General features: G+C 67.2%; 23 protein-coding genes and 2 tRNA genes. All 25 read right to left on the reverse strand.

The features are described 5' to 3' along the window. Positions 1–305: 305 nt before the first annotated feature. The 25 genes from EJV46_RS16850 to tig all read right to left on the reverse strand — a co-directional run bounded on the left by EJV46_RS16850 (position 306) and on the right by tig (position 25,320). Positions 306–566, reverse strand: coding sequence for a DUF1467 family protein (locus EJV46_RS16850; protein WP_131549870.1), 261 nt, complete (start codon positions 564–566; stop codon positions 306–308). A gap of 78 nt (positions 567–644) precedes the next feature. Next, entirely contained in the window at positions 645–2,231 is a 1,587-nt protein-coding gene (locus EJV46_RS16855) for a ribonuclease J (protein ID WP_370323096.1), read from the reverse strand. Between the two features lie 62 nt (positions 2,232–2,293). Further along, entirely contained in the window at positions 2,294–3,088 is a 795-nt protein-coding gene (locus tag EJV46_RS16860; protein WP_131549872.1) for a type III pantothenate kinase, read from the reverse strand. Beyond that, on the reverse strand, positions 3,072–3,809 hold the full coding sequence (locus tag EJV46_RS16865; protein ID WP_131549873.1) for a biotin--[acetyl-CoA-carboxylase] ligase: 738 nt from the start codon (positions 3,807–3,809) through the stop codon (positions 3,072–3,074). The genes EJV46_RS16860 and EJV46_RS16865 overlap by 17 nt, the downstream gene beginning before the upstream one ends. 13 nt (positions 3,810–3,822) lie before the next feature. Continuing rightward, complete coding sequence (gene nuoN / locus EJV46_RS16870) at positions 3,823–5,244, reverse strand: NADH-quinone oxidoreductase subunit NuoN (RefSeq protein WP_131549874.1); 1,422 nt, start codon at positions 5,242–5,244, stop codon at positions 3,823–3,825. Beyond that, positions 5,244–6,758: an NADH-quinone oxidoreductase subunit M gene (locus EJV46_RS16875; protein WP_131549875.1), complete on the reverse strand. Its 1,515-nt coding sequence runs from the start codon at positions 6,756–6,758 to the stop codon at positions 5,244–5,246. The genes nuoN and EJV46_RS16875 overlap by 1 nt, the downstream gene beginning before the upstream one ends. A gap of 3 nt (positions 6,759–6,761) precedes the next feature. After that, positions 6,762–8,672 carry an NADH-quinone oxidoreductase subunit L gene (gene nuoL, locus EJV46_RS16880; protein WP_131549876.1) on the reverse strand — a complete coding sequence of 637 codons (1,911 nt, stop codon included), beginning with the start codon at positions 8,670–8,672 and terminating at the stop codon, positions 6,762–6,764. A 4-nt stretch (positions 8,673–8,676) separates the two neighbouring features. Next, entirely contained in the window at positions 8,677–8,988 is a 312-nt protein-coding gene (gene nuoK, locus EJV46_RS16885) for an NADH-quinone oxidoreductase subunit NuoK (protein ID WP_206020851.1), read from the reverse strand. Continuing rightward, positions 8,988–9,692, reverse strand: a complete 705-nt coding sequence (locus EJV46_RS16890; protein ID WP_131549877.1) for an NADH-quinone oxidoreductase subunit J — start codon at positions 9,690–9,692, stop codon at positions 8,988–8,990. Before EJV46_RS16890 ends, nuoK begins: the two co-directional genes overlap by 1 nt. A 42-nt stretch (positions 9,693–9,734) precedes the next feature. Continuing rightward, positions 9,735–10,223, reverse strand: coding sequence for an NADH-quinone oxidoreductase subunit NuoI (gene nuoI, locus EJV46_RS16895; RefSeq protein ID WP_131549878.1), 489 nt, complete (start codon positions 10,221–10,223; stop codon positions 9,735–9,737). Beyond that, the gene (gene nuoH, locus EJV46_RS16900; protein ID WP_131549879.1) at positions 10,220–11,230 is read right to left on the reverse strand and encodes an NADH-quinone oxidoreductase subunit NuoH; all 1,011 of its coding nucleotides are present in this window, start codon (positions 11,228–11,230) and stop codon (positions 10,220–10,222) included. The genes nuoI and nuoH overlap by 4 nt, the downstream gene beginning before the upstream one ends. A gap of 4 nt (positions 11,231–11,234) precedes the next feature. Continuing rightward, entirely contained in the window at positions 11,235–13,259 is a 2,025-nt protein-coding gene (nuoG, locus tag EJV46_RS16905; protein ID WP_131549880.1) for an NADH-quinone oxidoreductase subunit NuoG, read from the reverse strand. Positions 13,260–13,262: 3 nt separating this feature from the next. After that, on the reverse strand, positions 13,263–14,564 hold the full coding sequence (gene nuoF / locus EJV46_RS16910) for an NADH-quinone oxidoreductase subunit NuoF (RefSeq protein ID WP_131549881.1): 1,302 nt from the start codon (positions 14,562–14,564) through the stop codon (positions 13,263–13,265). 2 nt (positions 14,565–14,566) lie between these two features. Further along, entirely contained in the window at positions 14,567–15,235 is a 669-nt protein-coding gene (locus EJV46_RS16915; RefSeq protein WP_131549882.1) for an NAD(P)H-dependent oxidoreductase subunit E, read from the reverse strand. Next, positions 15,232–16,401 carry an NADH-quinone oxidoreductase subunit D gene (locus tag EJV46_RS16920; RefSeq protein WP_131550139.1) on the reverse strand — a complete coding sequence of 390 codons (1,170 nt, stop codon included), beginning with the start codon at positions 16,399–16,401 and terminating at the stop codon, positions 15,232–15,234. Before EJV46_RS16920 ends, EJV46_RS16915 begins: the two co-directional genes overlap by 4 nt. A gap of 71 nt (positions 16,402–16,472) precedes the next feature. Continuing rightward, the gene (locus tag EJV46_RS16925; protein ID WP_240782610.1) at positions 16,473–17,120 is read right to left on the reverse strand and encodes an NADH-quinone oxidoreductase subunit C; all 648 of its coding nucleotides are present in this window, start codon (positions 17,118–17,120) and stop codon (positions 16,473–16,475) included. After that, positions 17,113–17,658: an NADH-quinone oxidoreductase subunit B family protein gene (locus tag EJV46_RS16930; protein ID WP_131549884.1), complete on the reverse strand. Its 546-nt coding sequence runs from the start codon at positions 17,656–17,658 to the stop codon at positions 17,113–17,115. Before EJV46_RS16930 ends, EJV46_RS16925 begins: the two co-directional genes overlap by 8 nt. A gap of 4 nt (positions 17,659–17,662) precedes the next feature. Continuing rightward, positions 17,663–18,031 carry an NADH-quinone oxidoreductase subunit A gene (locus tag EJV46_RS16935; protein WP_131549885.1) on the reverse strand — a complete coding sequence of 123 codons (369 nt, stop codon included), beginning with the start codon at positions 18,029–18,031 and terminating at the stop codon, positions 17,663–17,665. 273 nt (positions 18,032–18,304) lie between these two features. After that, positions 18,305–18,381: transfer RNA gene (locus EJV46_RS16940), tRNA-Asp, on the reverse strand. 65 nt (positions 18,382–18,446) lie between these two features. Then, positions 18,447–18,521, reverse strand: a tRNA-Val gene (locus EJV46_RS16945). A gap of 204 nt (positions 18,522–18,725) precedes the next feature. Beyond that, positions 18,726–18,998, reverse strand: a complete 273-nt coding sequence (locus tag EJV46_RS16950) for an HU family DNA-binding protein (protein ID WP_131549886.1) — start codon at positions 18,996–18,998, stop codon at positions 18,726–18,728. A gap of 260 nt (positions 18,999–19,258) precedes the next feature. Further along, positions 19,259–21,655 (reverse strand): endopeptidase La, encoded by a 2,397-nt coding sequence (lon, locus tag EJV46_RS16955; protein ID WP_240782611.1) that lies wholly within the window; start codon positions 21,653–21,655, stop codon positions 19,259–19,261. A gap of 126 nt (positions 21,656–21,781) precedes the next feature. Then, entirely contained in the window at positions 21,782–23,038 is a 1,257-nt protein-coding gene (gene clpX / locus EJV46_RS16960; RefSeq protein WP_131549888.1) for an ATP-dependent Clp protease ATP-binding subunit ClpX, read from the reverse strand. 157 nt (positions 23,039–23,195) lie between these two features. Next, entirely contained in the window at positions 23,196–23,837 is a 642-nt protein-coding gene (gene clpP, locus EJV46_RS16965) for an ATP-dependent Clp endopeptidase proteolytic subunit ClpP (protein WP_255466071.1), read from the reverse strand. A 157-nt stretch (positions 23,838–23,994) separates the two neighbouring features. Beyond that, positions 23,995–25,320: a trigger factor gene (gene tig, locus EJV46_RS16970; RefSeq protein ID WP_131549889.1), complete on the reverse strand. Its 1,326-nt coding sequence runs from the start codon at positions 25,318–25,320 to the stop codon at positions 23,995–23,997. Positions 25,321–25,330 lie beyond the last annotated feature (10 nt).

The raw sequence follows: 25,330 nt of genomic DNA on the forward strand, positions 1-25,330 counted from the left end.
AATGCTGCGCCGCACAATGACGATTGCTACAAATATGTCTTGAGTTGTCCGTGCGAAAGCCCTAACAAAAAGAAAGGGCCACCCCCGTCAGGGAGCGGCCCAAGTTTAGGGAGGAAACGCCAGTCACACGGCAGAAAGAGGAAAGCCCTCTCTCTGAAACCAAGATTGCCGCAAAGCCCCTTCAAGGCTCAACGCCAAAGGGAGCTACAGACGGCGAAAAAAGGGGCGTCCAGCCAATGGGTGCCCAAAATCAAGGCGGCAGTCCGGGGAATCCCAGACAGCCGCCTTTTCTTTGTGCACGCGACTCAATCCGGGATGGCCAGCCAGGGGTCCCGGAAGCTGATCAGGTCGCTGTCGATAAGCAGATATACGCCCAGCCATAGGATCGTCGCGACCACGGTGGTGATGACGACCTTCTGGAAGATGCGCGGCTGCGCGGGCGCGCCGCGCCAACCGCCGGCTAACCGATCGCCCTCCGCGTCGGGACGGACACCGATGGGGAGTACGGCGAACAGCGCCGTCCACCAGATGATGGCGTAGACGACCAGGCTCAGGAACCAACCCATGCGAACTCCTTGAGGGGGCTTCGTCCCTCAACCTCCCGCCCAGGGAACTGGACCTTCGTTCCTAGGGAGGGCCCCGCCTTAGACCCTCAGCAGATGCACTTCCACATTCGGCCGCTTCTTCAGCCGGCGTCCGACCGCCTTGCGCAGCACGGCGCGCGCCGCCTCGGTCAGCGCCTCGTCCTCCTTGCGCAGGCCCTTGGGCAGCTCGCCCACGCCGCGGGCCAGCTCGTCGGCGAGCTGCGCGGGCTCCGGCCCCTCGGCCTCGAACAGCCCCGGCGCCGAGACTCGCGGCCGGCCGACCAGCCGCCCCGCCTCGTCCACCGCGAGGCTCGCCACCACCACGCCGTTGAAGAGCATGCGCTTGCGCGCGCCCATCACGCCGCCCTCGAGCGGCAGCAGGCGGTTGCCGTCCACCACGAGCCGGCCGACCGGCGCGCTGTCCACCACCTTCGGATCGCCGCCCGAGAGGCGCAGGATGTCGCCATCCTCGATCACGATCGCCTCCGCGCCGCAATCCTCGGCAAGGTCGGCATGGTGCGACATGTGCCGCCACTCGCCATGCACCGGCACGGCGAATTTGGGCTTCACCAGCGCATAGAGCCGCTTGAGCTCGTCGCGCGCGGGATGCCCGGAGACATGCACCGCATGATCTTCCGCCGTCATGACGTTGCAGCCCGCGCGGGTCAGCTCGTCCTGCACCAGCAGGATGCCGCGCTCATTGCCCGGGATCATGCGGCTGGAGAAGATGACCGTGTCGCCATCGCCCAGCGAGATGTTCGGATGGGTGTCGGCCGCGATCTTGGCCAGCGCCGAGCGCGGCTCGCCCTGGCTGCCGGTGCAGATGATCAGCAGCCCGTCATCCGGCAGGGAGCCCGCCTCCTCCTCGGAGACGAAGTCGCGCACCGATTCGAGGTAGCCGCACTCCCGCGCCGAGGCCACGGCGTTGCGCAGCGACCGCCCGAAGAGCGCCACCTCGCGCCCCGCCGCCTGCCCAGCCAGCGCGATGGATTCCACGCGCGCCAGGTTGGTGGAGAAGCACGTCACCGCGACCCGGCCCTTGAGGCCCTTGATGAGGGCATTGAGGTTGCGCCGCACCTCGGCCTCGGAGCCGGAATGCCCCTCGACCATGGCATTGGTGCTGTCGCAGACCATGGCCAGCACGCCCTCCTCGCCGAGGCGGGCGAAGGCCGCCTCGTCGGTGGGCGGGCCGATGAGCGGGTGCGGGTCCAGCTTCCAGTCGCCGGTGTGCAGCACATTGCCGTGCCGCGTGCGGATCACCAGGGCGCTGGCCTCGGGCACCGAATGGGTGACGCGGAGGAATTCGAGGTCGAAGGGCCCGATCTTCCGCCGGCCCGGCAGCGGCACGGTGTCGATCTCGACGTCGTGGCCGAGGCCGGCCTCGCCGAGCTTGCGCCGCAGCACCGAGCTCACGAAGGGCCCGCCGATCACCGGGCAGCGCAGGCTGGGCCACAGATGCGCAACGGCGCCGATGTGGTCCTCATGCGCATGGGTGATGACCAGGGCCAGCAGGTCGTCCCGCCGCGCGGCGAGCCATGCGGGATCGGGCACCATGACCTCGACGGCCGGGTTGTCCGGGCCGCCGAAGCCGATGCCGCAATCCACCGCCAGCAACTTCCCGTCGCAGCGATAGACATTGAGGTTCATGCCGATCTCACCCGTGCCACCGAGCGGGATGAAGGCCAAATCGTCCATAGGTTCTTTGAGGTTCACAAAAGGTCTTTTGCTGAGATGGGGGCGGGGTTGCGCGATGCCAACAGGCGCAGCCCCTCCAGCGTGATATCGGGGTCGATTCGTTCGATCATGGTGGTGCCCTCCGCCAGGAGCGGCGCCAGCCCGCCGGTGGCGATCACCTTCATCCGGGGGAACTCCGCCTCGTTGCGGATGCGCGAGACGATGCCCTCGATCATCCCCACATAACCCCAGAAGATGCCGGATTGCATGGCCGAGACGGTGTTCCGGCCGATCGCCGCCTGCGGCCGGCCGATGCCGATGCGCGGCAGGCGCGCGGCAGCGCGGTGCAGCGCCTCGATGGAGAGGTTGATGCCCGGCGCGATGACGCCGCCGAGGTAGGAGCCCGCCTCGTCCACCACGTCGAAGGTGGTGGCCGTGCCGAAGTCGATGACGATCAGCGGACCCTTGTAGTGCTGGTGGGCGGCCAGCGCGTTCAGCAGGCGGTCAGCGCCCACCTCCTGCGGCTGGTCCACCTTGATCTCGAAGCCCCAGTCCAGGATCGAGCGCGCCACCAGCGGCTCGGCGGAGAACCAGTCCCGGCAGAGCCGGCGCAGGTTGTAGAGCGCGGCCGGGACCACGGTGCCGATCACGCAGCGCGTGACGTCGGCCGGCTTCAACCCGGAATGCTGCATCAGCGTGAGCAGCCAGACGGCGTATTCGTCGCTGGTCCGGTCGGCCCGGGTCGCGATGCGCCAGCGGCCGCGCCACTCCACGCCGTCATGCACGGCGAAGACGACATTGGTGTTGCCGGCATCAACCGCGAGAAGCATGCCCGTCCCCGATCACCTCGCCCGCATGGAAGACCAGCGGGCCATCCGCCGTGGCGAGCCGTAGCCCGCCATCCCCGGCGAGGCCTTCGTAGCGGCCCGTCGTGGGATTGTCGCCCTGCCGAAGGGTCAGGACTGTCCCGCGCGGGGGGCCGCGCTCCTCCCAGGCAGCGCGGATGGGCGCGAAGCCCTGCCCGGCGCGGATCTCCTGCCAATGGGCGAGGCGATCGACCAGGGTCCGGGCGAAGTCCTCCGGCGGGATCGGACCCAGGCAGGCGGTGGCGCGGCCCTCGACCGCGGGCGCATGGGCGAGGTTCACGCCGAAGCCCAGCACCAGATGCACGATGTTCCCGGCCGGATCCAGCGAGGCCTCGGCCAGGATGCCGGCGAGCTTGGCGCCCTCCTCCATCAGGTCGTTCGGCCATTTCAGCCGGAGCGGGCGGCCGGGGGCGTGATGAAGGGCCGCCTCGTGCAGGGCCACTGCGGCCAGCAGGGCCTGGCCTGCGATCTCGCGCGCCGGGCCCGAGGGGCGCAGCAGCACGGAGAGATGCAGATTGCCCGCCTGCGACTGCCAGGACCGCCCTTCCCGTCCCCGGCCCTGCGTCTGCCGGCGCGCGAGGATGGCGAGCCCGCCCGCCTCGCCCTGCTCCGCGAGTTCGATCGCCAGTGTCTGCGTGCTGGGCAGGCTGTCGTGGATGCGGAGCCGCCAGCCCGCGGCCCCCATCACCCCGGCGTCCTCAACCGATGAGGGCCGCGACCGCGTGCCGTGCCGCATCCAGCAGCATCGCCGGGAAGAGGAAGAAGAACAGGGTGAACAGCCCCGTCCCCGCCAGCACGACGGAGACGCCCGCCGGCCGCAGGTCGAAGCCGGTTGCCGCCGCGTCGAAGTACATCACCTTCACGATGCGCAGGTAGTAATAGGCCGAGACGACCGAGGAGAGCACGCCGATGACGGCCATGCCCCAAAAGCCCTGCTCGATGGCCGGCAGCAGCACGTAGATCTTGGCGAAGAAGCCCGCCATCGGCGGCACGCCGGCCATGGAGAACATGAAGATCGCCATGGCCAGCGCCATCGCCGGATCGGTGCGGCCCAGCCCCGCCAGGTCGTCCACGCCCTCCACCGCGCGCCCGTTGCGGCGCATGGCGACGAGCACGGCGAAGGCGCCGATGTTCATGGCGATGTAGATGGCGGTGTAGACCAGCACCCCGCGCAGGCCCGTCTCGCCGCCCACGGCGAGGCCCATCAGGATGAAGCCCACATGGCCGATGGAGGAATAGGCCATCAGCCGCTTCACGTTCCTCTGTCCGATCGCCGCGAAGGCGCCCAGCACCATCGAGAGGATGGCGGACAGCACCACGACCTGCTGCCACTGGCCGATCACCTCGCCGAAGGGGCCGGACAGCACGCGGACCAGCAGCGCCAGCGCCGCGACCTTGGGCGCCGAGGCGAAGAAGGCCGTGACCGGGGTCGGCGCGCCCTCGTAGACGTCGGGCGTCCACATGTGGAAGGGCACGGCCGCGAGCTTGAAGGCCAGCGCGGCGATCACGAAGACGATGCCCACCACCACGCCGGCGGAGATGCCCGCCTCGGCGGAGAGCGCGTCCGCCAGTCGGTCGAAATTGGTCGTGCCGGCGAAGCCGTAGATCAGCGAGGCGCCGTAGAGCAGCATGCCCGAGGCGAGCGAGCCCAGGATGAAGTACTTCAGCCCCGCCTCGGCCGAGCGCGGGTTGTCGCGGTCGAAGGCGGCCAGCACGTAGAGCGGCAGGGACAGCAGCTCGAGCCCGAGATACAGGCTCATCAGGTCATTGGCCGAGATCATCACCATCATGCCGACGGTGGCGAAGAGGACGAGGACCGGGAACTCGAAGCGCGACAGCCCCTCCTTCGCGTTCCAGTCCAGCGCGAGCAGCAGGCCCAGGGCGGCCGCGGCCAGCGACAGCAGCTTCATGAAGGCGGAGAAGTCGTCGGCGACATATTGCCCGCCGAAGGCGGTCCCCTCGGCCTGGCCGATGACCAGCACGCCCGTCAGCACGAAGGCACCGATGACGGCCATGGTGCAGGGGAAGGTCATGTCCCGCTTCGGGATCACCCCGAAGACAAGGATGGCGAGCCCGCAGACGGACAGCACCAGTTCCGGGAGGGCGAGGGTCCAGTTCATCAGAGGCCTGCCAGACGCGACGCGGTGCCGATCGCCGCTTGGTGCTGCTGCACCATCTGCGCGACCGTCGCCGAGAAGAAGGAGAGGAAGGACTGCGGATAGACGCCCATCCACAGGGCCAGGACGATCAGCGGCGCGAAGACCGCGTATTCCCGCGGCTCCAGGTCCAGCATGCGGCGGACGTCGTCCCTGGTGAGCTTGCCGAACGCCACGCCGCGATAGAGCGTCAGCATATAGGCCGCGCCCAGCACCATGCCGGTGGCCGCGCCCACCGCCACCCACGGGTTGATCGCCCAGGCGGCGAGGATCACCAGGAGCTCGCCCGGGAAGCCGGCCAGGCCAGGGAGTGCCACGCTCGCCATGGTGAAGAGCATGAAGACCATCGCATAGGCCGGCATCACCTTCGCCACGCCGCCGTAGCGCGCGATCTCGCGCGTGTGCAGCCGGTCATAGACCACGCCCACGCAGAGGAAGAGCGCGCCGGAGACCACGCCATGCGAGAGCATGGTGAAGAGCGCGCCTTCGATGCCCTGCTGGCTGAAGGTGAAGATGCCCAGCGTCACGATGCCCATATGCGCGACGGACGAGTAGGCGATCAGCTTCTTCATGTCCTGCTGCGCCAGCGCGACGAGGCTGGTGTAGACCACCGCCACGATGCTCAGCACATACATCGCGGGCGCGAAATAGGCGCTCGCCTCCGGCAGCAGCGGGATGGAAAAGCGCAGGAAGCCGTAGGCGCCCATCTTCAGCAGCACGCCGGCCAGGATCACCGAGCCCGCCGTCGGCGCCTCGACATGCGCATCGGGCAGCCAGGTGTGGACGGGCCACATCGGCACCTTCACCGCGAAGCTCGCGAAGAAGGCGAGGAAGAGCCAGACCTGCATGTTGAAGGGAATGTCGAACTCGGCGAGCTCGGGGATGCTCGTCGTGCCGGCCTGGTACCACAGCGCGATGATCGCGAGCAGCATGAAGACCGAGCCGAAGAAGGTGTAGAGGAAGAACTTGTACGAGGCGTAGACCCGCCGCGGCCCGCCCCAGATCCCGATGATGAGGAACATCGGGATCAGCACACCCTCGAAGAAGATGTAGAAGAGCATGAAGTCCAGCGCGCAGAACATGCCGACCATCATCGTCTCGAGGACGAGGAAGGCGATCATGTACTCGCGCACGCGGGTCTGCACCGAGTTCCAGGAGGCGAGGATGCAGAGCGGCGTCAGCAGGGTCGAGAGCAGGACGAAGAGGACCGATATTCCGTCCACGCCCATCGCATAGCCGATGCCGAAATCCGGCAGCCAGCTCACCTGTTCGAGGAACTGGTAGTCGGCCGAGGACTTGTCGAACCGCACCCAGAGAACGAGCGAGAGGACGAAGACGATCAGGCTGGTCCAGAGGGCGGTCCAGCGCGCATTGCTCGCGACCACCGCCTCCTCGCCGCGCACCATCATGAGGATGAGCACGCCGAGCATGGGCAGGAAGGTGAGCAGGGAAAGGATCGGGAAACCCGCGGCGTTCATGGCTCAGCGCCCCGTCAGGAAGAGAGTCACGAAGACCACGAGGCCGATGATCATGGCGAAGGCGTAGTTCGCCACCCGCCCCGTCTGCAGCTTCACCACGCCGCGCGCGGTGCCGGCCGCGAGGCTGGCGGCGCCGTTGGGCATGCCGTCGATGATGCGGACGTCGCCCACCTGCCAGAGCTGGCGCGCGAGGCGCCTGGCGGGCTGCACGAAGATCGCGTCGTAGAGCTCGTCGAAGTACCACTTGTTCAGCAGGAAGCGGTACAGGCCGGGCACCGCGGCGGCGATCCTGCCCGGCACCTTCGGGAAGAAGCCGTAGAGAATGATGGCGAGCACGATGCCGCTCACGGCCACCGTCAGGACGAGGTTCGGCACCCAGTGCGGGACGTGGTGCATGGCCTCCATCATGTGCTTGGAGGGCAGGTTGAAGATCGCGCCGTTCCAGAACTGCTCATGGCCGTCGCCGATGAAGTAGGGCGCGAAGACCATGCCGGTCAGCACCGCGCCGGCCGCGAGCAGGATCAGCGGGATCAGCATCACCGCCGGGCTCTCATGGACATGGTCCATGGTGTGCTGGTCGGCGCGCGGCTTGCCGTGGAAGGTCAGGATCAGCAGGCGCCAGGAGTAGAAGGCCGTCAGGAAGGCCGCGACGATGCCGCAGACGAAGGCGTACATGCCCACGCCGCTATGCGCGCCGAAGGCGCCCTCGAGGATCGCGTCCTTCGAGTAGAAGCCCGCGAAGATCGGGATTCCGGCCAGCGCCAGCGAGCCGATCCACATCACCACATAGGTGACGGGGATCTTCTTCCAGATGCCGCCCATCCTGCGGATGTCCTGCTCGTCGGACATGGCGTGGATGACCGAGCCCGCGCTCAGGAAGAGCAGCGCCTTGAAGAAGGCGTGGGTGAAGAGGTGGAACATCGCCGCCTGATAGAGGCCGACGCCCGCGGCGAAGAACATGTAGCCGAGCTGCGAGCAGGTCGAATAGGCGATGATGCGCTTGATGTCGTTCTGCACGCAGCCGATCGTGGCCGCGAAGAGGGCCGTCGAGGCGCCCACCACCGTGACCACGGCCAGCGCGAAGGGCGCGTATTCCATGATCGGCGACATGCGGCAGATGAGGAACACGCCGGCCGTCACCATCGTCGCCGCATGGATCAGCGCGGAGACGGGCGTCGGGCCCTCCATGGCGTCGGGCAGCCAGGTGTGCAGGCCCAGCTGCGCCGACTTGCCGCAGGCGCCGCCGAAGAGCAGCAGGCCGATCAGCTCCAGCGAGGGGATGCCCATGAAGGTGGCGTCCACCTTGGAGGCGGCGGCCGCGAAGATCGTGTCGAAGTCCAGCGAGCCGAAGGTGAGAAAGGTCAGCGCCATGCCGAGCATGAAGAAGACGTCGCCCACGCGGTTCACGATGAAGGCCTTCATCGCCGCGGCGTTCGCGCTTTCCTTCTCGTACCAGTAGCCGATGAGCAGGTAGCTCGCGAGGCCGACGCCCTCCCAGCCGAAGAAGAGCTGCACGAGGTTGTCCGCCGTCACCAGCATCAGCATCATGAAGGTGAAGAGCGAGAGATAGGCAAAGAAGCGCGGCGGCGTCGCGTCATGCGACATATAGCCGATGGAATAGATGTGGATCAGCGTGGAGATGAAGGTCACCATGCCGACCATGATCGCGCTCAGCGTGTCGTAGCGGAGCGCCCAGGCGAATTCGAGCTCGCCCACATCCAGCCAGGTGAAGAGGGTGACGGTCGTGGGCTGGCCGCCCAGGGCCACCTGCCAGAAGGCGAGCGAGCCGCAGATGGCCGCCAGCACCATGCAGGCCACGCTCGACCAGATGGAGGCCTTCACGCCGATCCAGCGGTTGAGGAAGCCGCTGATGCAGGCACCGAGCAGGGGGAAGAAGACTGCGCCGACGAACATCGGTCTAACCCTTCAGGGCCGAGATATCCTCGACCTCGATGCTGCCGTGGTTCCGGTAGTAGATGACGACGATGGCCAGGCCGATGGCGGCCTCCGCGGCCGCGACCGTCAGGATGAACATCGCGAAGACCTGGCCGGCCAGGTCGTCCAGGCTGGACGAGAAGGCCACGAGGTTCAGGTTCACGCTGAGCAGGATCAGCTCGATCGACATCAGGATGACGATGACGTTCTTCCGGTTCAGGAAGATGCCGAAGATGCCGAGGACGAAGAGGATGGCGCCCACCGTCAGGTAGTGCGCGAGGCCGATGGTCAGCATCAGTGGTGCCCCCCGCCGCCGTGAGATCCGTGCCCGTGGTCGTCATGCGCGATGGGCGCGGCCTTCGCGGGCGGCGGCAGCGGGCGGAGGATGTCCTCGCGCCGGATGCCCTGGCCGAGGACCGGCTGGGCCATCGTCAGCTCCGGCGAGCGCGCGACCTGCGCGGCGATGTCCTGTCGCCGGCTGTCGGCCTGGCGCTCGCGCAGCGTCAGCACGATGGCGCCGATCATCGCGACCAGCAGGATCAGCCCCGAAGCCTGGAAGAGGTAGATGTAGTCCGTATAGATCAGCCGCCCCAGCGCCTGGGTGTTGGACACCCCCTCCGGCGTCGGCGACAGCCGCAGCTCGGCGGCGTTGGCCGAGAACTGCCAGGCGCCGAGCACGAAGAGCAGCTCCAGGAAAAGGATGCCGCCGATGATGGCCCCGATCGGCGCATAGCGCTGGAAGCCCTCGCGCAGCTGCACGAAGTCCACGTCGAGCATCATCACGACGAAGAGGAAGAGCACCGCGACCGCGCCGACATAGACGATGACCAGGATCATCGCGAGGAACTCCGCCCCCGCGATCAGGAACAGCGCCGCCGCGTTGAAGAAGGCCAGGATGAGGTAGAGCACCGAATGCACCGGATTGCGCGAGGTGACGACCATCACCGCGGAGGCGATCAGGATGAAGGCGAAGAGGTAGAAGGCGAGCGCTGCGATCACGGCGTCGGCCTTTCCTGTGAGAAGGTCATGTCCGGCATCCGTTCAGCGATAGGGCGCGTCGAGCTCGAGGCGCTTGGCGAGCACGCTTTCCCAGCGGTCGCCATTCGCGAGCAGGCGCTCCTTGTCGTACATCAGCTCCTCGCGCGTCTCCGTCGCGAATTCCAGGTTCGGCCCTTCGACGATGGCGTCCACCGGGCAGGCCTCCTCGCACATGCCGCAATAGATGCACTTGGTCATGTCGATATCGTAGCGCGTGGTCCGGCGGGAGCCGTCCTCGCGCGGCTCGGCCTCGATGACGATGCACTGCGCGGGGCAGACGGCCTCGCAGAGCTTGCAGGCGATGCAGCGCTCTTCCCCGTTGGGGTAGCGGCGGAGGGCATGCTCCCCCCGGAAGCGCGCCGAGAGCGGCGCCTTGTCGTAGGGGTAGTTGAGCGTGACCTTGCGGCGGAAGAAGTATTTCAGCGTCAGCCACATGCCTCCGGCCAGCTCGGCCAGCAGGAAGGATCGCGCGAAGCGGTCGAGGGTCGTCATGCGGGAAGCATCCCGGTCAGCTTGAGGAACGCCGCGGTCAGCACGAGCCAGACGAGACTGAAGGGCAGGAAGACCTTCCAGCCCAGCCGCATCAGCTGGTCGTAGCGGTAGCGCGGGAAGGTCGCGCGCACCCAGATGAAGGTGAAGAGGCAGAAGCAGACCTTCAGGATGAACCACACCGGGCCGGGGATCCAGGTGAAGGGCTCGAAGGCGAAGGGCGCGTACCAGCCGCCCAGGAACAGGATCGTCGTCAGCGACGACATGAGGATCATGTTCGCGTACTCGCCGAGGAAGAAGAGCGCGAAGCTCATCGAGCTGTATTCGACGAAGAAGCCCGCCACCAGCTCGGACTCGCCTTCGGGAAGGTCGAAGGGCGCGCGGTTGGTCTCGGCCAGCGTGCTGATGAAGAAGATGATGAACATCGGGAAGAGCGGGATGACGAACCAGAGGTTCTCCTGCGCCCGCACGATCTCCGTCAGGTTCAGCGAGCCCACGCACATCAGCACGGTCACGATCACGAAGCCCATCGAGACCTCGTAGCTGACCATCTGCGCCGCCGAGCGCAGCGCGCCCAGGAAGGCGTATTTCGAGTTGGACGCCCAGCCCGCGATGATGACGCCGTAGACGCCGAGCGAGCTGATCGCGAAGAGGTAGAGGATGCCGACGTTGATGTCGGCGATCGCCCAGCCGTCATTCACCGGGATCACCGCCCAGCCCAGCATGGCCAGCGTGAAGGTCAGCATCGGCGCGCCGAGGAAGAGGAGGCGCGACGATCCCGAGGGGATGATCGTCTCCTTCATCAGCATCTTCAGCGCGTCGGCGAAGGGCTGCAGCAGGCCGAAGGGGCCGACCACGTTCGGGCCCCGGCGCATCTGCATGGCCGCGAGCACCTTGCGCTCGGCCCAGGTGAGGTAGGCGACGAAGATCAGCACCGGCACCAGCAGGGCCAGGGTCTTGGCGACGGTGAGGGCCAGGATGCCCAGCGGCGAGGCGAGGAATTCGGCCATCGGCTTACTCCGCCGCCAGCAGGGGCTGCGGCTTCAGATAGACCGAGGCGCATTCCGCCATGGTCGCGCTGGCCCGCGTGATGGGGTCGACCTGCCAGTAGTTGGCGATCGGCAGGGCGAAGGGCGCGGCGCCCAGCGCGCCCCCCTTTGGCCCCGCATCGTCCGTGCAGCCGGCGAGCGGCCCCCGGCCCATCCGGCCGAAGACCGGATGGGCGGCCCTCATCTCGGCGCGCAGCGCGTCGAGCGTGTCGAATGGCAGCGTGACGCCGAGGAATTGCGAGGCCGCGCGGATGATGCGCCAGTCCTCGCGGGCCTCGCCCGGCGGCATTACCGCGAGGCGGCCCAGCTGCACGCGGCCCTCGGTGTTCACCCAGGTGCCGTCCTTCTCGGTATAGGCCGCGCCCGGCAGGATCACGTCGGCCCGCGCCGCCGCGGCCTCGCCGTGATGGCCCTGGTAGACCACGAAGGTCCCGGCCGGGATTCGCGCGGCGTCGAAGCCGTCGGCGCCCAGCAGCCAGAGCGCCTCGACGCCGCCCGAGAGCATGGCCGCCATGTCGAGCCCGCCCGGACCCGGCACGAAGCCGAGATCCAGCGCGCCGACCTGGCCGCCGAAGAGGTGCAGCAGGTTGAAGCCGTGCCAGTCCTCGCGCAGGGCGCCGGAGGCCCTGGCGAGATCCCAGGCCGCCGCGAGCACCGCCGCGCCATCGTCGCGCGCCAGCGCGCCGCGGCCGAGGAGGATCATCGGGTGCTTCGCGCCGGACAGGAATTCCGCCGCACGCGCGATGTCGCCCGGGCCGCTGCCCAACTGCGTGGCCGGATAGGTCAGGTCCAGCGCCGGGCCGATCACGCCCACGCGCATCCCGCCATGCGACCAGCGCCGGCGGATGCGCGCATTGATCACCGGTGCCTCGACTCGCGGATTGCTGCCGATGACAACGATCGCGTCCGCCTGGTCGATGCCCGCGATGCCGCTGTTGAAGAGATAGTAGTCCGGCCGCGAGACGTCGATCTTCGCGCCGTCCTGGCGGCAGTCGAGGTTGGCGCTGCCCATGGCGGCCAGCATCGCCTTCAGCGCGAAGAGGCTCTCCGTCTCCACGGTATCGCCCGCGATGGCGCCGATCGTCTTGCCGCGCACGCCCTGCACCACGGCGCCGAAGGCCTCGGCCCAGCTCGCCGGCACCAGCTTGCCGTCGCGCCGCAGCCACGGGCGGTCGAGGCGCTTGCGCTTCAGCCCGTCGAAGGCGAAGCGCGAGCGGTCGCCGATCCACTCCTCGTTCACGTCGTCATTCGTGCGTGGCAGGATGCGCAGCACCTCGCCGCTGCGCACGTCCACGCGGATGGCCGCGCCCGTCGCGTCCAGCACGTCCACGCTGTCGGTCTTCCGCAGCTCCCAGGGGCGCGAGACATAGGCATAGGGGCGCGAGGTCAGCGCGCCCACCGGGCAGATGTCGATCAGATTGCCGGATAGCTCACTCGTCAGCGCCTTCTCCACATAGGTGCCGATCTCCATGCTCTCGCCGCGGCCGGTCGCGCCCAGTTCCGGCACGCCAGCCACCTCGGCGGCGAAGCGGACGCAGCGCGTGCACTGGATGCAGCGGTTCATGATCGTCTTGATCAGGGGGCCGACATATTTGTCCTTCACCGACCGCTTCTCCTCGCGGTAGCGGCTATGGTCCTTGCCATAGGAGACGGCCTGGTCCTGCAGGTCGCACTCGCCGCCCTGGTCGCAGATCGGGCAATCCAGCGGGTGGTTGAGCAGCAGGAATTCCATCACCCCCCGGCGGCCGTTGCGCACCATGGGGGTGTCGGTGAAGACCTTCATGCCGTCGGCGACCGGATAGGCGCAGGAGGCGATGGGCTTCGGCGCCTTCTCGACCTCGACCAGGCACATGCGGCAATTGCCGGCGACGCTCAGCCGCTCATGGTAGCAGAAGCGCGGAATCTCCTTGCCCGCGGCCTCGCAGGCCTGGAGCACGGAGGCGCCGTTGGGGACCTCGACCTCGATGCCGTCGACGGTGACCTTGGCCATGACCTACTCCGCCGCCATCGGGAAATGCTTTGCCTTATATTCGGCGATGCGCTCTTCCATCATCGGCCGGAAGTGGCGGATGAGGCCCTGCACCGGCCAGACGCCGCCATCGGCCAGCGCGCAGATGGTGTGCCCCTCGATCTGCCGCGTGACCTGCTCCAGCACGTCGATCTCCTCGATCTCCGCCCTGCCCTCGACCATGCGCAACATGACGCGGTTCACCCAGCCCATGCCCTCGCGGCAGGGCGTGCACTGGCCGCAGCTCTCATGCTTGTAGAAGGCGGACAGACGCTGGATCGCCTTGATGAGGTCGGTCGACTTGTCCATCACGATCACGCCGGCGGTGCCGAGGCCCGTCTTGTGCTCGCGCAGCGCATCGAAATCCATCAGCACGTCGTCGCAGACCGACTTGGGAATCATGGGCGTGGAAGACCCGCCGGGGATGACCGCCAGCAGATTGTCCCAGCCACCGCGCACGCCGCCGGCATAGCGGTCGATGAGCTCCCGCAGCGGGATGCTCATCTCGGCCTCGACGTTGCACGGCTTGTTCACATGGCCCTGGAGGCAGAAGATCTTGGTGCCGGAATTCTTCGGCCGGCCGAAGCCGGCGAACCAGCCGGCCCCGCGCCGCAGGATGGTCGGCACGACGGCGATCGTCTCGACGTTGTTCACCGTACTCGGGCAGCCATAGAGGCCGACGGCCGCGGGGAAAGGCGGCTTCAGCCGCGGCATGCCCTTCTTGCCCTCGAGACTCTCGATGAGCGCCGTCTCCTCGCCGCAGATATACGCGCCGGCGCCGCGATGCGAGTAGAGCTCGAAATCGTAGCCGCTGCCGCAGGCGTTTTTGCCGAGCAGCCCGGCCTCATAGGCCTCGTCGATCGCGGCCTGGAGGATGTTGCCTTCGTTGAAGTACTCGCCGCGATAGTAGATGTAGCCCGCGGTCGCGCCCATCGCCATGCCGGCGATCAGGCAGCCTTCGATGAGCTTGTGCGGATCGTGCCGCAGGATGTCGCGGTCCTTGCAGGTGCCCGGCTCGGACTCGTCGCTGTTCACGACGAGATAGACCGGCCGCCCATCCGCCGGCCGCTCCTTCGGCATGAAGGACCATTTGAGCCCCGTCGGGAAGCCGGCGCCGCCGCGGCCGCGCAGGCCGGACTGCTTCATCTCCTCGACGATCCAGTCGCGCCCCTTGGCCAGGATGCCGGCCGTGCCGTCCCAGTCGCCGCGCATGCGCGCCGCTTCCAGGTTCCACGGCTGGGTGCCGTAGAGGTTGGTGAAGATGCGATCCTTGTCGGCGAGCGCCATGCCTATTCCTCCGACCCGGTCAGCACCATCGGTCCGCCCTCGGGCGCGCTGGTCTGCCGGCCGATCACGGAGCCGGGCTTCGGCCGCTCGCCGCGCTTGAGCGCTTCCAGCAGCTTCACCGTGCTCTCGTAGTCCATGTCCTCGTAGTAGTCGTCGTCCACCTGCAGGACCGGCGCGTTCACGCAGCCGCCCAGGCATTCCACCTCGGTCATGGTGAAGAGGCCGTCGGCGCTGGTGTCGCCATAGCCCTTGAGGTGGCCCGCATCCTTGCAGGCGCGCAACACCTCGTCCGAGCCGCGGAGCCAGCAGGGCGTCGTGCCGCAGACCTGCAGGTGGAACTTGCCGATCGGCTTGGTGTTGAACATGAAGTAGAAGGTCGCGACCTCGTAGACGCGCACCGGCGCCATGCCGAGGCGCGCGGCCACCGCGTCCATCGCCACGCGCGGCACCCAGGCGCTGCCCGTCTGCCGGCCCATCTGCTTCTGCGCGATGTAGAGCGTGGCGATCACCGCGCTCGCCTGCCGCCCTTCCGGATAGCGCGCGACGATCTTGGCGATCTGCGCCTCGCTCTCCGCGTCGAAGGCGAAATGCGTGGGCTCCTCCGCCTCGGCCTTGCCGATGGCGTGCGTGCCTTCGAAGCCGCCGCCCACGCCCGTCCCGCCGCCACTCATCGGTCGATCTCCCCGAAGACGATGTCGAGGCTGCCGATGATGGAAACGGCGTCCGCCAGCATGTGGCCCTTGCTCAGCGTCTCCATCGCCTGGAGATGCGCGAAGCCGGGCGCGCGGATCTTGCAGCGATACGGCTTGTTGGTGCCGTCGGACACCAGATAGACGCCGAACTCGCCCTTCGGCGCCTCGGTCACGGTGTAGGTGCTGCCCGCCGGCACGTGATAGCCCTCGGTGTAAAGCTTGAAGTGATGGATCAGCGCTTCCATCGAGCGCTTCATCTCGCCGCGCTTCGGCGGCACGATCTTGTTGTCCAGGATTCTCACCGGCCCCGGCTTCATCTGGTCCAGGCACTGGCGAATGATGCGCAGCGACTGCCGCATCTCCTGGATGCGGACCAGGTAGCGGTCGTAGCAGTCGCCGTTGCGGCCGACGGGGATGTCGAACTCCATCCGGTCGTAGACGTCGTAGGGCTGCGCCTTCCGCAGATCCCACGCCACGCCGGAGGCCCGCAGGCAGGGGCCGGAGAAGCCCCACTCCATCGCCTGCTCGGCCGTCATCACGCCGATGTCCACGGTGCGCTGCTTGAAGATGCGGTTGTTCGTCAGCAGTCCTTCGAGCTCGTCGAGGAACTGCGGGAACTGTGCCATCCACCGCTCGATCTTGTCCGGCAGGGCGGCCGGGATGTCGCGGGAGACGCCGCCGGTGCGGAAGTAGTTCGCATGGTAGTGGCTGCCCGAGGTCATCTCGTACATCTCGAGCAGGTGCTCGCGCTGCTCGAAGCCCCAGAGCGCCGGCGTGATGGCGCCGCAATCCAGCGCGTAGGTCGTGACGTTCAGCAGGTGGTTCAGGATGCGCGTGATCTCGGCGAACATCACGCGGATATACTGGGCGCGCTCCGGGATATCCTGCGTGATGCCGAGCAGGCGCTCGGTCGCCAGCGAGAAGCTGTGCTCCATGCACATCGGCGATACGTAGTCGAGGCGGTCGAAATACGGATTGGCCTGCAGATAGGTCTTGTACTCGATCAGCTTCTCGGTGCCGCGATGCAGCAGGCCGATATGCGGATCGGCGCGCTCCACCACCTCGCCCTTCATCTCCAGGATGAGGCGCAGCACGCCATGCGCGGCGGGGTGCTGCGGGCCGAAATTGATGGTGTGGCTGTCCATCTCCACGATGCGGCGCGGCGGCTCGGCCTCCGCGCCGATGGGGCTCAGATCCTCGGTCGGGCTGAGATCGCTCACGGCTTGTCCCCTTCCGTCTTGGCCGGCTCGGGCGGGGGCAGCCGGTTGAGGTGCACCTTCTCGTCGCCCGGGAGCGAGGTCATCGCCTCCCAGGGACTCAGGAAGTCGAAGGAGCGGAAGTCCTGCGTCAGCTTCACGGGCTCCTGCACGACGCGCCCCAGTTCCTCGTCGTAGCGAACCTCGACGAAGCCGGTCAGCGGGAAGTCCTTGCGGAGCGGATGCCCCTCGAAGCCGTAATCGGTCAGCAGCCGCCGCAGGTCGGCGAGGCCGGCGAAGACGACACCGTACATGTCCCAGGTCTCGCGCTCGAACCAGGTCGCGGTCGGCCAGATCGGCGACACGCTCGGCACCGGCTGCGAATCGTCGGTCGGCACGATCACGGTGACGCGCTGGTTCCGCGTCAGCGAGAGCAGGTTGTAGACCACGTCGAAACGCTCGGGCCGCTCGGGCCAGTCCACGCCGCAGATGTCCATGAGCTGGGCGAAGTCGAGCGCGGGCGTGTCGCGCAGCAGCAGCATCAGCGGCAGCAGCGATTCGCGCGTCGCGTGGACCACCAGCTCGGCGCCGTAGCGGGCGCGGCTGAACTCGACCGGCAGGCGATCGCCCAGCGCGGCGCGGATGTCGCTGTCGAGCCGATCAACCACGGAGGATGGTCCCGGTCCGGCGGATCTTCCGCTGCAGCTGGAGGATGCCATAGACCAGCGCCTCCGCCGTCGGCGGGCAGCCGGGCACGTAGACGTCCACCGGCACGACGCGGTCGCAGCCGCGCACCACGCTGTAGCTGTAATGGTAGTAGCCGCCGCCATTGGCGCAGCTGCCCATGGAGATGACCCAGCGCGGCTCGCTCATCTGGTCGTAGACCTTGCGCAGTGCGGGCGCCATCTTGTTGGTCAGCGTGCCGGCCACGATCATCACGTCCGACTGCCGCGGCGAGCCGCGCGGGATGATGCCGAAGCGATCGAGGTCGTAGCGGGCCATATAGGCGTGGATCATCGGCACGGCGCAACAGGCGAGGCCGAAGGTCATCGGCCAGAGGCTGCCGGTGCGGGCCCAGTTCACCACCTTGTCCAGGTTGGCGACGACGAAGCCCTTCTCCTCCATCTCGCCGGTAACGGCGCGGAGCACCGCGTCCTGCTGCGGCCCGGGCGGAGCCGCTTCACGGTTCCATGCAAGGTCGGTCATGGGCTTACTCCCAGTCCAGGGCGCCCTTGCGCCACTCGTAGATGAAACCCACCGTCAGCACGCCCAGGAAGCCCATCATCGAGCCAAAGCCGAGCCAGCCGATCTCCCCGAGTGTGACGGCCCAGGGGAAGAGGAAGGCGACCTCAAGGTCGAAGATGATGAAGAGGATGGCGACGAGGTAGAAACGCACGTCGAAGCGCCGGCGGGTGTCGTCGAAGGGGGCGAAGCCGCACTCATACGCCGAGAGCTTCTCCGCATTCGGCTTCTGCCGCGCCACGAGCATGCTGCCGCCGACCATGGCGATGGCGATGGCGCCGGCGATACCCAGGAAGACGAGAATGGGAAAATACTCGGCGAGCAGGGGCTGCGTCATGGTCGTGCCTTGCGTTCACAAATCCGCGCCCGGAACGAGCGCCAGCCAGGTGGAAAATACGGCCCCCTCTGACGCGGCGCACCATACAGCAAGGCCGCGTCATGTTGCCATAGGGGGAGCGGGTTAAAGCCGCCCCAGGCCAAGGAATTCATTGAGCATTCTTGCGAATGATTCGCAACCGGAGCTCCTCTCACGGCTGGCCGTGAACGGGCCATGCGCCCGGAAGGGGCTCGGCCGCAGGGCCGGTCAAGCGATGGATCAGGAGAGGAAATCTGGCGCGAGTGACGGGGCTCGAACCCGCGACCTCCGGCGTGACAGGCCGGCGCTCTAACCAACTGAGCTACACCCGCGTAAGGTGTGGGGGGCGTTTACGGCCCCCTCCCCCACCTGTCAACCGACCGAGCGGGAGGAAATCTGGTGGGCGCTGACGGGGTCGAACCGCCGACATCCTGCGTGTAAAGCAGGCGCTCTACCTCTGAGCTAAGCGCCCATCGCGCCGAACGGCGCGAAAGTGTTTCGATGCGCCCCTGCGCCACGCGCCTTGCCGCCGCTCCGGTGTCATGCGGTGGCCCTGGTCGCCAGCCGGGCTGACGCGTCGCGGCCCGGCCGGTGCGGCGCTCCAGGCTCTGCGGCCGCCCCCGACGGCCTGGGCCGCGACCCCGCAGTCAACCCATCGCGCAGCGATCCTGTGGGATCAGTTCACGCTGTCCTTGAGGCCCTTGCCGGCCTTGAAGCGGACGGTCGTGGAGGCGGGAATCTTGATCTCCTCGCCCGTGCGCGGGTTCCGGCCCTTGCCGGCCTTGCGCTTGCTGGTGCTGAACGTGCCGAAGCCCACGAGGCGAACCTCCTGCTTCTTCTTCAGCGCCTTGGTGATCGCCTCGAAGACCGAGTTCAGCACGTCGCCAGCCTTGGCCTTCGACAGCTCGCCCGACTCCGCGACGACCGCAACGAGATCCTGCTTGTTCATGGGATGCCCCCCTTCCGAACTGACCCAATGGCGCGTGGACCGATTCCACCGCCGTGATCGCTAGGCGGACACTAAGGGCCGGTTTTCCGGGGCGTCAATCGGCGCATGGCCCGATTCGTGGCGGAAAGCCGCGGGTTTCTGGGGATGACCTGCACAAACTCCTGATAAGGAAAGGGGGCGCCGCGACCGCGACGCCCCCTCCGAATCACAGGCTCGATCCGCCGAGGTCCGAGCGACCGCGGCCGTGAATCGCTCCGAAGTTAGTGCGGGCGGACCGCCGTTTCCGATTCGGCAGGCGGCACCGGAGTCTCCTCCGGCTCCACCCAGGTGATCGGCTCCGGCGGACGCACCAGCGCCTGGCTGATCACCTGGTCGGCATGGCTGACCGGGATGATCTTCAGCGCCTTCTTCACGCTCTCCGGGATGTCGGCGAGGTCCTTCTCGTTGTCCTTCGGGATGAAGACCGTGGTGATCCCCGCCCGGAGGGCTGCGAGCAGCTTCTCCTTAAGTCCGCCGATCGGCAGCGCACGGCCGCGCAGCGTGATCTCGCCCGTCATCGCCACGTCGCGCCGCACCGGGATTCCGGTCAGCACGCTGACGATGGACACGGCCATGGCGATGCCCGCGGAGGGTCCATCCTTGGGCGTCGCGCCTTCCGGCACGTGCACGTGGATGTCCCGCTTCTCGAAGAGCGTCGGCTTGATGCCGAAGCTCACCGAACGCGACCGCACATAGGACAGCGCCGCGCTCACGCTCTCCTTCATGACGTCGCCCAGCTGGCCCGTGGGCTTGATGTTGCCCTTGCCGGGCACCACCACGCTCTCGATGGTCAGAATCTCGCCGCCCACCTCGGTCCAGGCCAGGCCGGTCACGACGCCGACCATGTCCTCGCTCTCGGTCTCGCCGTAGCGGAACTTCTTGATGCCCGCGTACTTCTCGAGGTTCTTGACGGTGATGGCGACCTTCTTCGCCTTCTTCGAGACGATTTCCTTCACCGCCTTGCGCGCCAGCCCGCCGAGCTCGCGCTCGAGGTTCCGGACGCCGGCCTCGCGCGTGTAGTAGCGCACCAGCGCCAGCAGCCCGTCATCGGAGAGCGACCACTCGCCGGACTTCAGCCCATTGGCCTCGGAGACCTTCTGGATCAGGTGCCGCCTGGCGATCTGCACCTTCTCGTCCTCGGTGTAGCCGGGGATGCGGATGATCTCCATGCGGTCCAGCAGCGGCTGGGGCATGCGCAGGGAGTTCGCGGTCGTCACGAACATCACGTCCGAGAGGTCGTAATCCACCTCCAGGTAGTGGTCCGCGAAGGTCGCGTTCTGCTCGGGATCCAGCACCTCCAGCAGCGCGCTCGACGGATCCCCGCGCCAGTCGGCGCCGAGCTTGTCGATCTCGTCCAGCAGGAAGAGCGGATTGGAGGTCTTCGCCTTCTTCATGCCCTGGATCACCTTGCCGGGCATCGAGCCGATATAGGTCCGCCGGTGGCCGCGCACCTCCGCCTCGTCGCGCACGCCGCCCAGCGACATGCGCACGAAGTTGCGGCCGGTGGCCTTGGCGATCGACTTGCCGAGCGAGGTCTTGCCGACGCCGGGCGGCCCGACGAGGCACAGGATCGGCCCGCGGATCTTCTGGCTGCGCGACTGCACGGCCAGATACTCGGTGATCCGCTCCTTCACCTTCTCCAGGCCGTAATGGTCCAGGTCGAGCACGTCCTGGGCCGCGACGATGTCGTTGCGGACCTTGCTGCGCTTCTTCCAGGGGATGGACAGGATCCAGTCCAGGTAGTTGCGCACCACCGTGGCCTCGGCGGACATGGGCGACATGGTGCGGAGCTTCTTCAGCTCGCCCAGCGCCTTCTCGCGCGCTTCCTTGGAGAGCTTGGTCGCCTTGATCTTGGCCTCGAGCTCGGCGGTCTCGTCCTTGCCGTCCTCGCCCTCGCCCAGCTCCTTCTGGATCGCCTTCATCTGCTCGTTGAGGTAGTACTCGCGCTGGGTCTTCTCCATCTGCCGCTTCACGCGGCTGCGGATGCGCTTCTCCACCTGGAGCACGCTCATCTCGCCTTCCATATGGGCGAAGATGCGCTCCAGACGTCCACCGACGGAGGCGATCTCCAGCAGCTCCTGCTTCTCCGGGATCTTAATGGAGAGGTGGCTGGCGATGGTGTCGGCGAGCTTGCTCGCGTCGTCGATCTGGTTGATCGAGACGAGCACCTCGGGCGAGATCTTCTTGTTGAGCTTGATGTAGCCCTCGAACTGCGAGACGACGCTGCGCATCAGCGCCTCGACCTCGCGCTTCTCCGAGGGGCCTTCCTCGACCGTCTCGGCATAGGCCTCGAAGTAGCTGTCGGTCTCCTTGAACTTCACGATCTTCGCGCGACGGCCGCCCTCCACCAGCACCTTCACGGTGCCGTCGGGCAGCTTCAGCAGCTGCAGCACCGTGGAGACGGTGCCGGTCTCGTAGAGCTCGTCGGCGCCGGGGTCGTTCTGCTCGGCGTTCTTCTGGGCGACCAGCAGGATCTGCTTGTCATCACGCATCACCGCCTCGAGGGCGCGCACGGACTTCTCACGGCCGACGAAGAGCGGCACGATCAGGTGCGGGAAGACCACGATATCCCGCAGCGGCAATACGGGTAACAACTCGCCGCGAATCACTTCCGTCATAAGGACCTCACTGGGACAGTCGGCCTGATGGATGCCCGGATTCGGCACATCCATCCGTGGCCACGGGGCATGTCAGACATCTGGGCACGCGACGGGCCCGGAACAAGCGGGCCCGTCACGCCCGCCTCATGCCGAGCTCTGCTCGGCCGGCTTCTCGCCATAGATGAAGAGCGGCTGGGCCCGGACCTCGGCCACCTCGCGGTTCACCACCACCTCCTCGACATCGGTGAGGCCAGGCAGCTCGAACATGGTCGAGAGCAGGATCTGCTCCATGATCGAGCGCAGGCCACGCGCGCCGGTCTTGCGCTGGATGGCGCGGCCGGCCACCGACTTCAGCGCATCCTCCGTGAAGGTGAGCTTGGCGCCCTCCATCTCGAAGAGGCGCTGATACTGCTTCAGCAGCGCGTTCTTCGGCCGGGTCAGGATCTCGATCAGCGCCTTCTCGTCCAGATCCTCGAGCGTGGCGACCACCGGAAGGCGGCCGATGAACTCGGGGATCAGGCCGAACTTCAGCAGATCCTCAGGCTCCACCTCGCGGAGCACGGCGCCCATCCGCCGGTCCTCGGGGCTGCGGACCTCGGCGCCGAAGCCGATCCCGGAGCCCTTGCCGCGCGAGCCGATGATCTTCTCCAGGCCGGAGAAGGCACCGCCGCAGATGAACAGGATATTGGTCGTGTCCACCTGCAGGAATTCCTGCTGGGGATGCTTCCGGCCGCCCTGCGGCGGAACGCTCGCGACCGTCCCCTCCATGATCTTCAGCAGCGCCTGCTGGACGCCCTCGCCCGACACGTCGCGCGTGATGGAGGGGTTGTCCGACTTGCGGCTGATCTTGTCGACCTCGTCGATGTAGACGATGCCGCGCTGCGCCCGCTCCACGTTGTAGTCGGCCGATTGCAGCAGCTTGAGGATGATGTTCTCCACATCCTCGCCGACATAGCCGGCCTCGGTCAGCGTGGTCGCATCGGCCATGGTGAAGGGCACGTCGAGGATGCGCGCCAGGGTCTGCGCGAGCAGCGTCTTGCCCGAGCCGGTGGGCCCGATGAGCATGATGTTGCTCTTCGCGATCTCGACGTCGTTGTTCTTGGCGCCCGCGGCCAGCCGCTTGTAGTGGTTGTGGACCGCGACCGAGAGCACCTTCTTCGCATGGTCCTGCCCGATGACGTAGTCATCCAGGACCTTGCAGATCTCCTTGGGCGTCGGCACGCCGTCGCGGGTCTTCACGAGGTGCGTCTTGTGCTCCTCGCGGATGATATCCATGCACAGCTCGACGCATTCGTCGCAGATGAACACCGTCGGACCCGCGATGAGCTTGCGCACCTCGTGCTGCGACTTCCCACAGAAGGAGCAGTATAGGGTGTTCTTGCTGTCGCCAGACTTGCTCATGCCAACTCCTCGCGCCCTGGAAGGCGGGCCGGTCGCCCATTCCTACAGGTGCGTTGCAAACCATAGACCCCACGGGGGTCCTGGGGAAGCATGGCCTCCTTGCGGGTTGACCATGCCCCGGAAAACACTAAAGACTCGTCAATTCCGGCCGAGGCCCTCAGACCTTCGGGGCGTCGGGCGAGGCCGGGCGCTTGTCCACCACCTGGTCGATCAGCCCCCAGTCCCGGGCCTCCTCGGCGGACATGTAGCTGTCGCGCTCCAGCTTGGCCTCGATCGCCGCCACGTCCTGGCCCGTATGGGTCACGTAGATCTGGTTGAGCCGCTTGCGCAGCTCCAGGATCTCCTTGGCCTGGATCTCGATGTCCGTCGCCTGGCCCTGGGCGCCGCCGGACGGCTGGTGGACCATGACGCGGGCATTCGGCAGCGCGAAGCGCTTGCCCTTGGCGCCGGCGGTCAGCAGCAGTGAGCCCATGGAGGCGGCCATGCCGACGCAGACGGTGCTCACCGGGCTGCGGATGTACTGCATCGTGTCGTAGATCGCGAGGCCGGCGCTCACCACTCCGCCGGGGCTGTTGATGTAGAAGGAGATATCCTTATTGGGGTTCTCGCTCTCCAGAAACAAGAGCTGGGCGCAGATGAGCGCCGAGACCTGGTCATAGACCTGGCCCGTCAGGAAGATGATCCGCTCCTTGAGCAGGCGGGAATAGATGTCATAGGCGCGCTCGCCCCGGCTGGATTGCTCCACGACCATGGGCACGAGGCTGTTATTGTAGATTTCGACTGGATCGCGGTCCCGCACGTCTTGGTATCCCATCATCTGAGGTCCGCCCCAGGATGGGCACGGCCTGATTAAGGCCCGGCGAATCGCGCCCGGACCTCTGTGTCAGAATGCAGCATGTGGGCAGAGACGCGCCCAGGGGAAGGGGCTGCGAAAGGAGGGTCCGAAAGACCCGTCCTCACGCCTGCTGGGCGGCCTCCGCCAGCTTCTCGGCCGAAACCGTCTCGTCCTCGACCTTGGCCAGTTCCAGCATGAAGTCCACGACCTTCTCCTCGAAGATCGGGCTGCGAAGGTTCTCGATCGCCTGCGGGTTCTTCTGGAAGAAGTCGTAGACCTGCTTCTCCTGGCCCGGGTAGCGCTGGACCTCGGCGCGCATGGCCTGCCCCAGCTCCTCGCGGGAAACCTGGATGTTGTTGGTCCGGCCGATCTCGGAGAGCAGCAGGCCCAGCCGGATCCGGCGCTCGGCGATGGCGCGGTACTCGGCCTTCAGCGTCGCCTCGTCCTTGCCGGCGTCGTCGCCGTCGAGCTTGCCGGCCTTGAGATCGGCCTCCACGCGCTGCCAGATCTGGGCGAACTCGTTGTCCACCATGCCCTCGGGCACGGTGAAGCTGGCGCGCTCGGCCAGGGCGTCGAGCAGCTTCCGCTTGATCGCCATGCGGCCGAGGCTGTCATACTCGCGCTGCAGCGAATCCGTGATCGCCTCGCGCAGCTTCTCCATGCTCTCGAGGCCGAGCTTCTTGGCGAACTCGTCGTCCAGCGCGGGCTTGGCGTAGATCTTCAATGCCTTGGCCGTCACCGTGAACTCGGCGTCCTTGCCGGCGAGCTCCGCCGAGCCGTACTCGGCCGGGAAGGCCACCTTCACGAGGCGCTCCTCGCCCGGGGCCATGCCCTCCAGCTGCTCGGTGAAGCCCGGGATGAAGCCGGGGCCGGCGACCTCGATCGGCATGTCGCTCGCCGTGCCGCCCTGGAACTCCTCGCCGCCGATGCGGCCGACGAAGTCGCAGACCAGCACCTCACCCTTGGCCGCGGCGCGGGCCTCGGTCTCCTCGAGGGAGGCCTGCCGGCGCGTGATGTTCTCCAGCGCCTTGGTGATGTCCTCCTCGCCGGGGGCGGCCTTGAGGCGGGTCAGGCTGATGCCGGAGAAGTCGGGCATCGGGATCTCGGGCAGGACCTCGACATCCATGCGGAATTCGAGATCGCCCTCGCCCTCCGGGAACTTCGTCACCTCGATCTTGGGCTGCAGCGCGGGGCGGAGGTTGTTGTCGGCGACGATCTTGCCGCTGGCCTCCTGGACCGAGGCCTCCAGGACCTCGCCCATCACGGCCGTGCCGTAGCGGGCCTGGACCAGCTTCTGCGGAACCTTGCCGGGGCGGAAGCCGGGCAGCTTGATGTCCTTGGCGATCTCCGCCAGGCGCTTGTCCTTCTGGAGCGCGATGCTCGAAGCGGGGACGACCACGGTATAAGCCCGCTTCAGACCCTCGTTCGCGACTTCAGTGACCTGCATTGCCCTTGAA

This window comes from Roseococcus sp. SYP-B2431 (assembly GCF_004336745.1).
Taxonomy (GTDB): Bacteria; Pseudomonadota; Alphaproteobacteria; order Acetobacterales; family Acetobacteraceae; genus Roseococcus.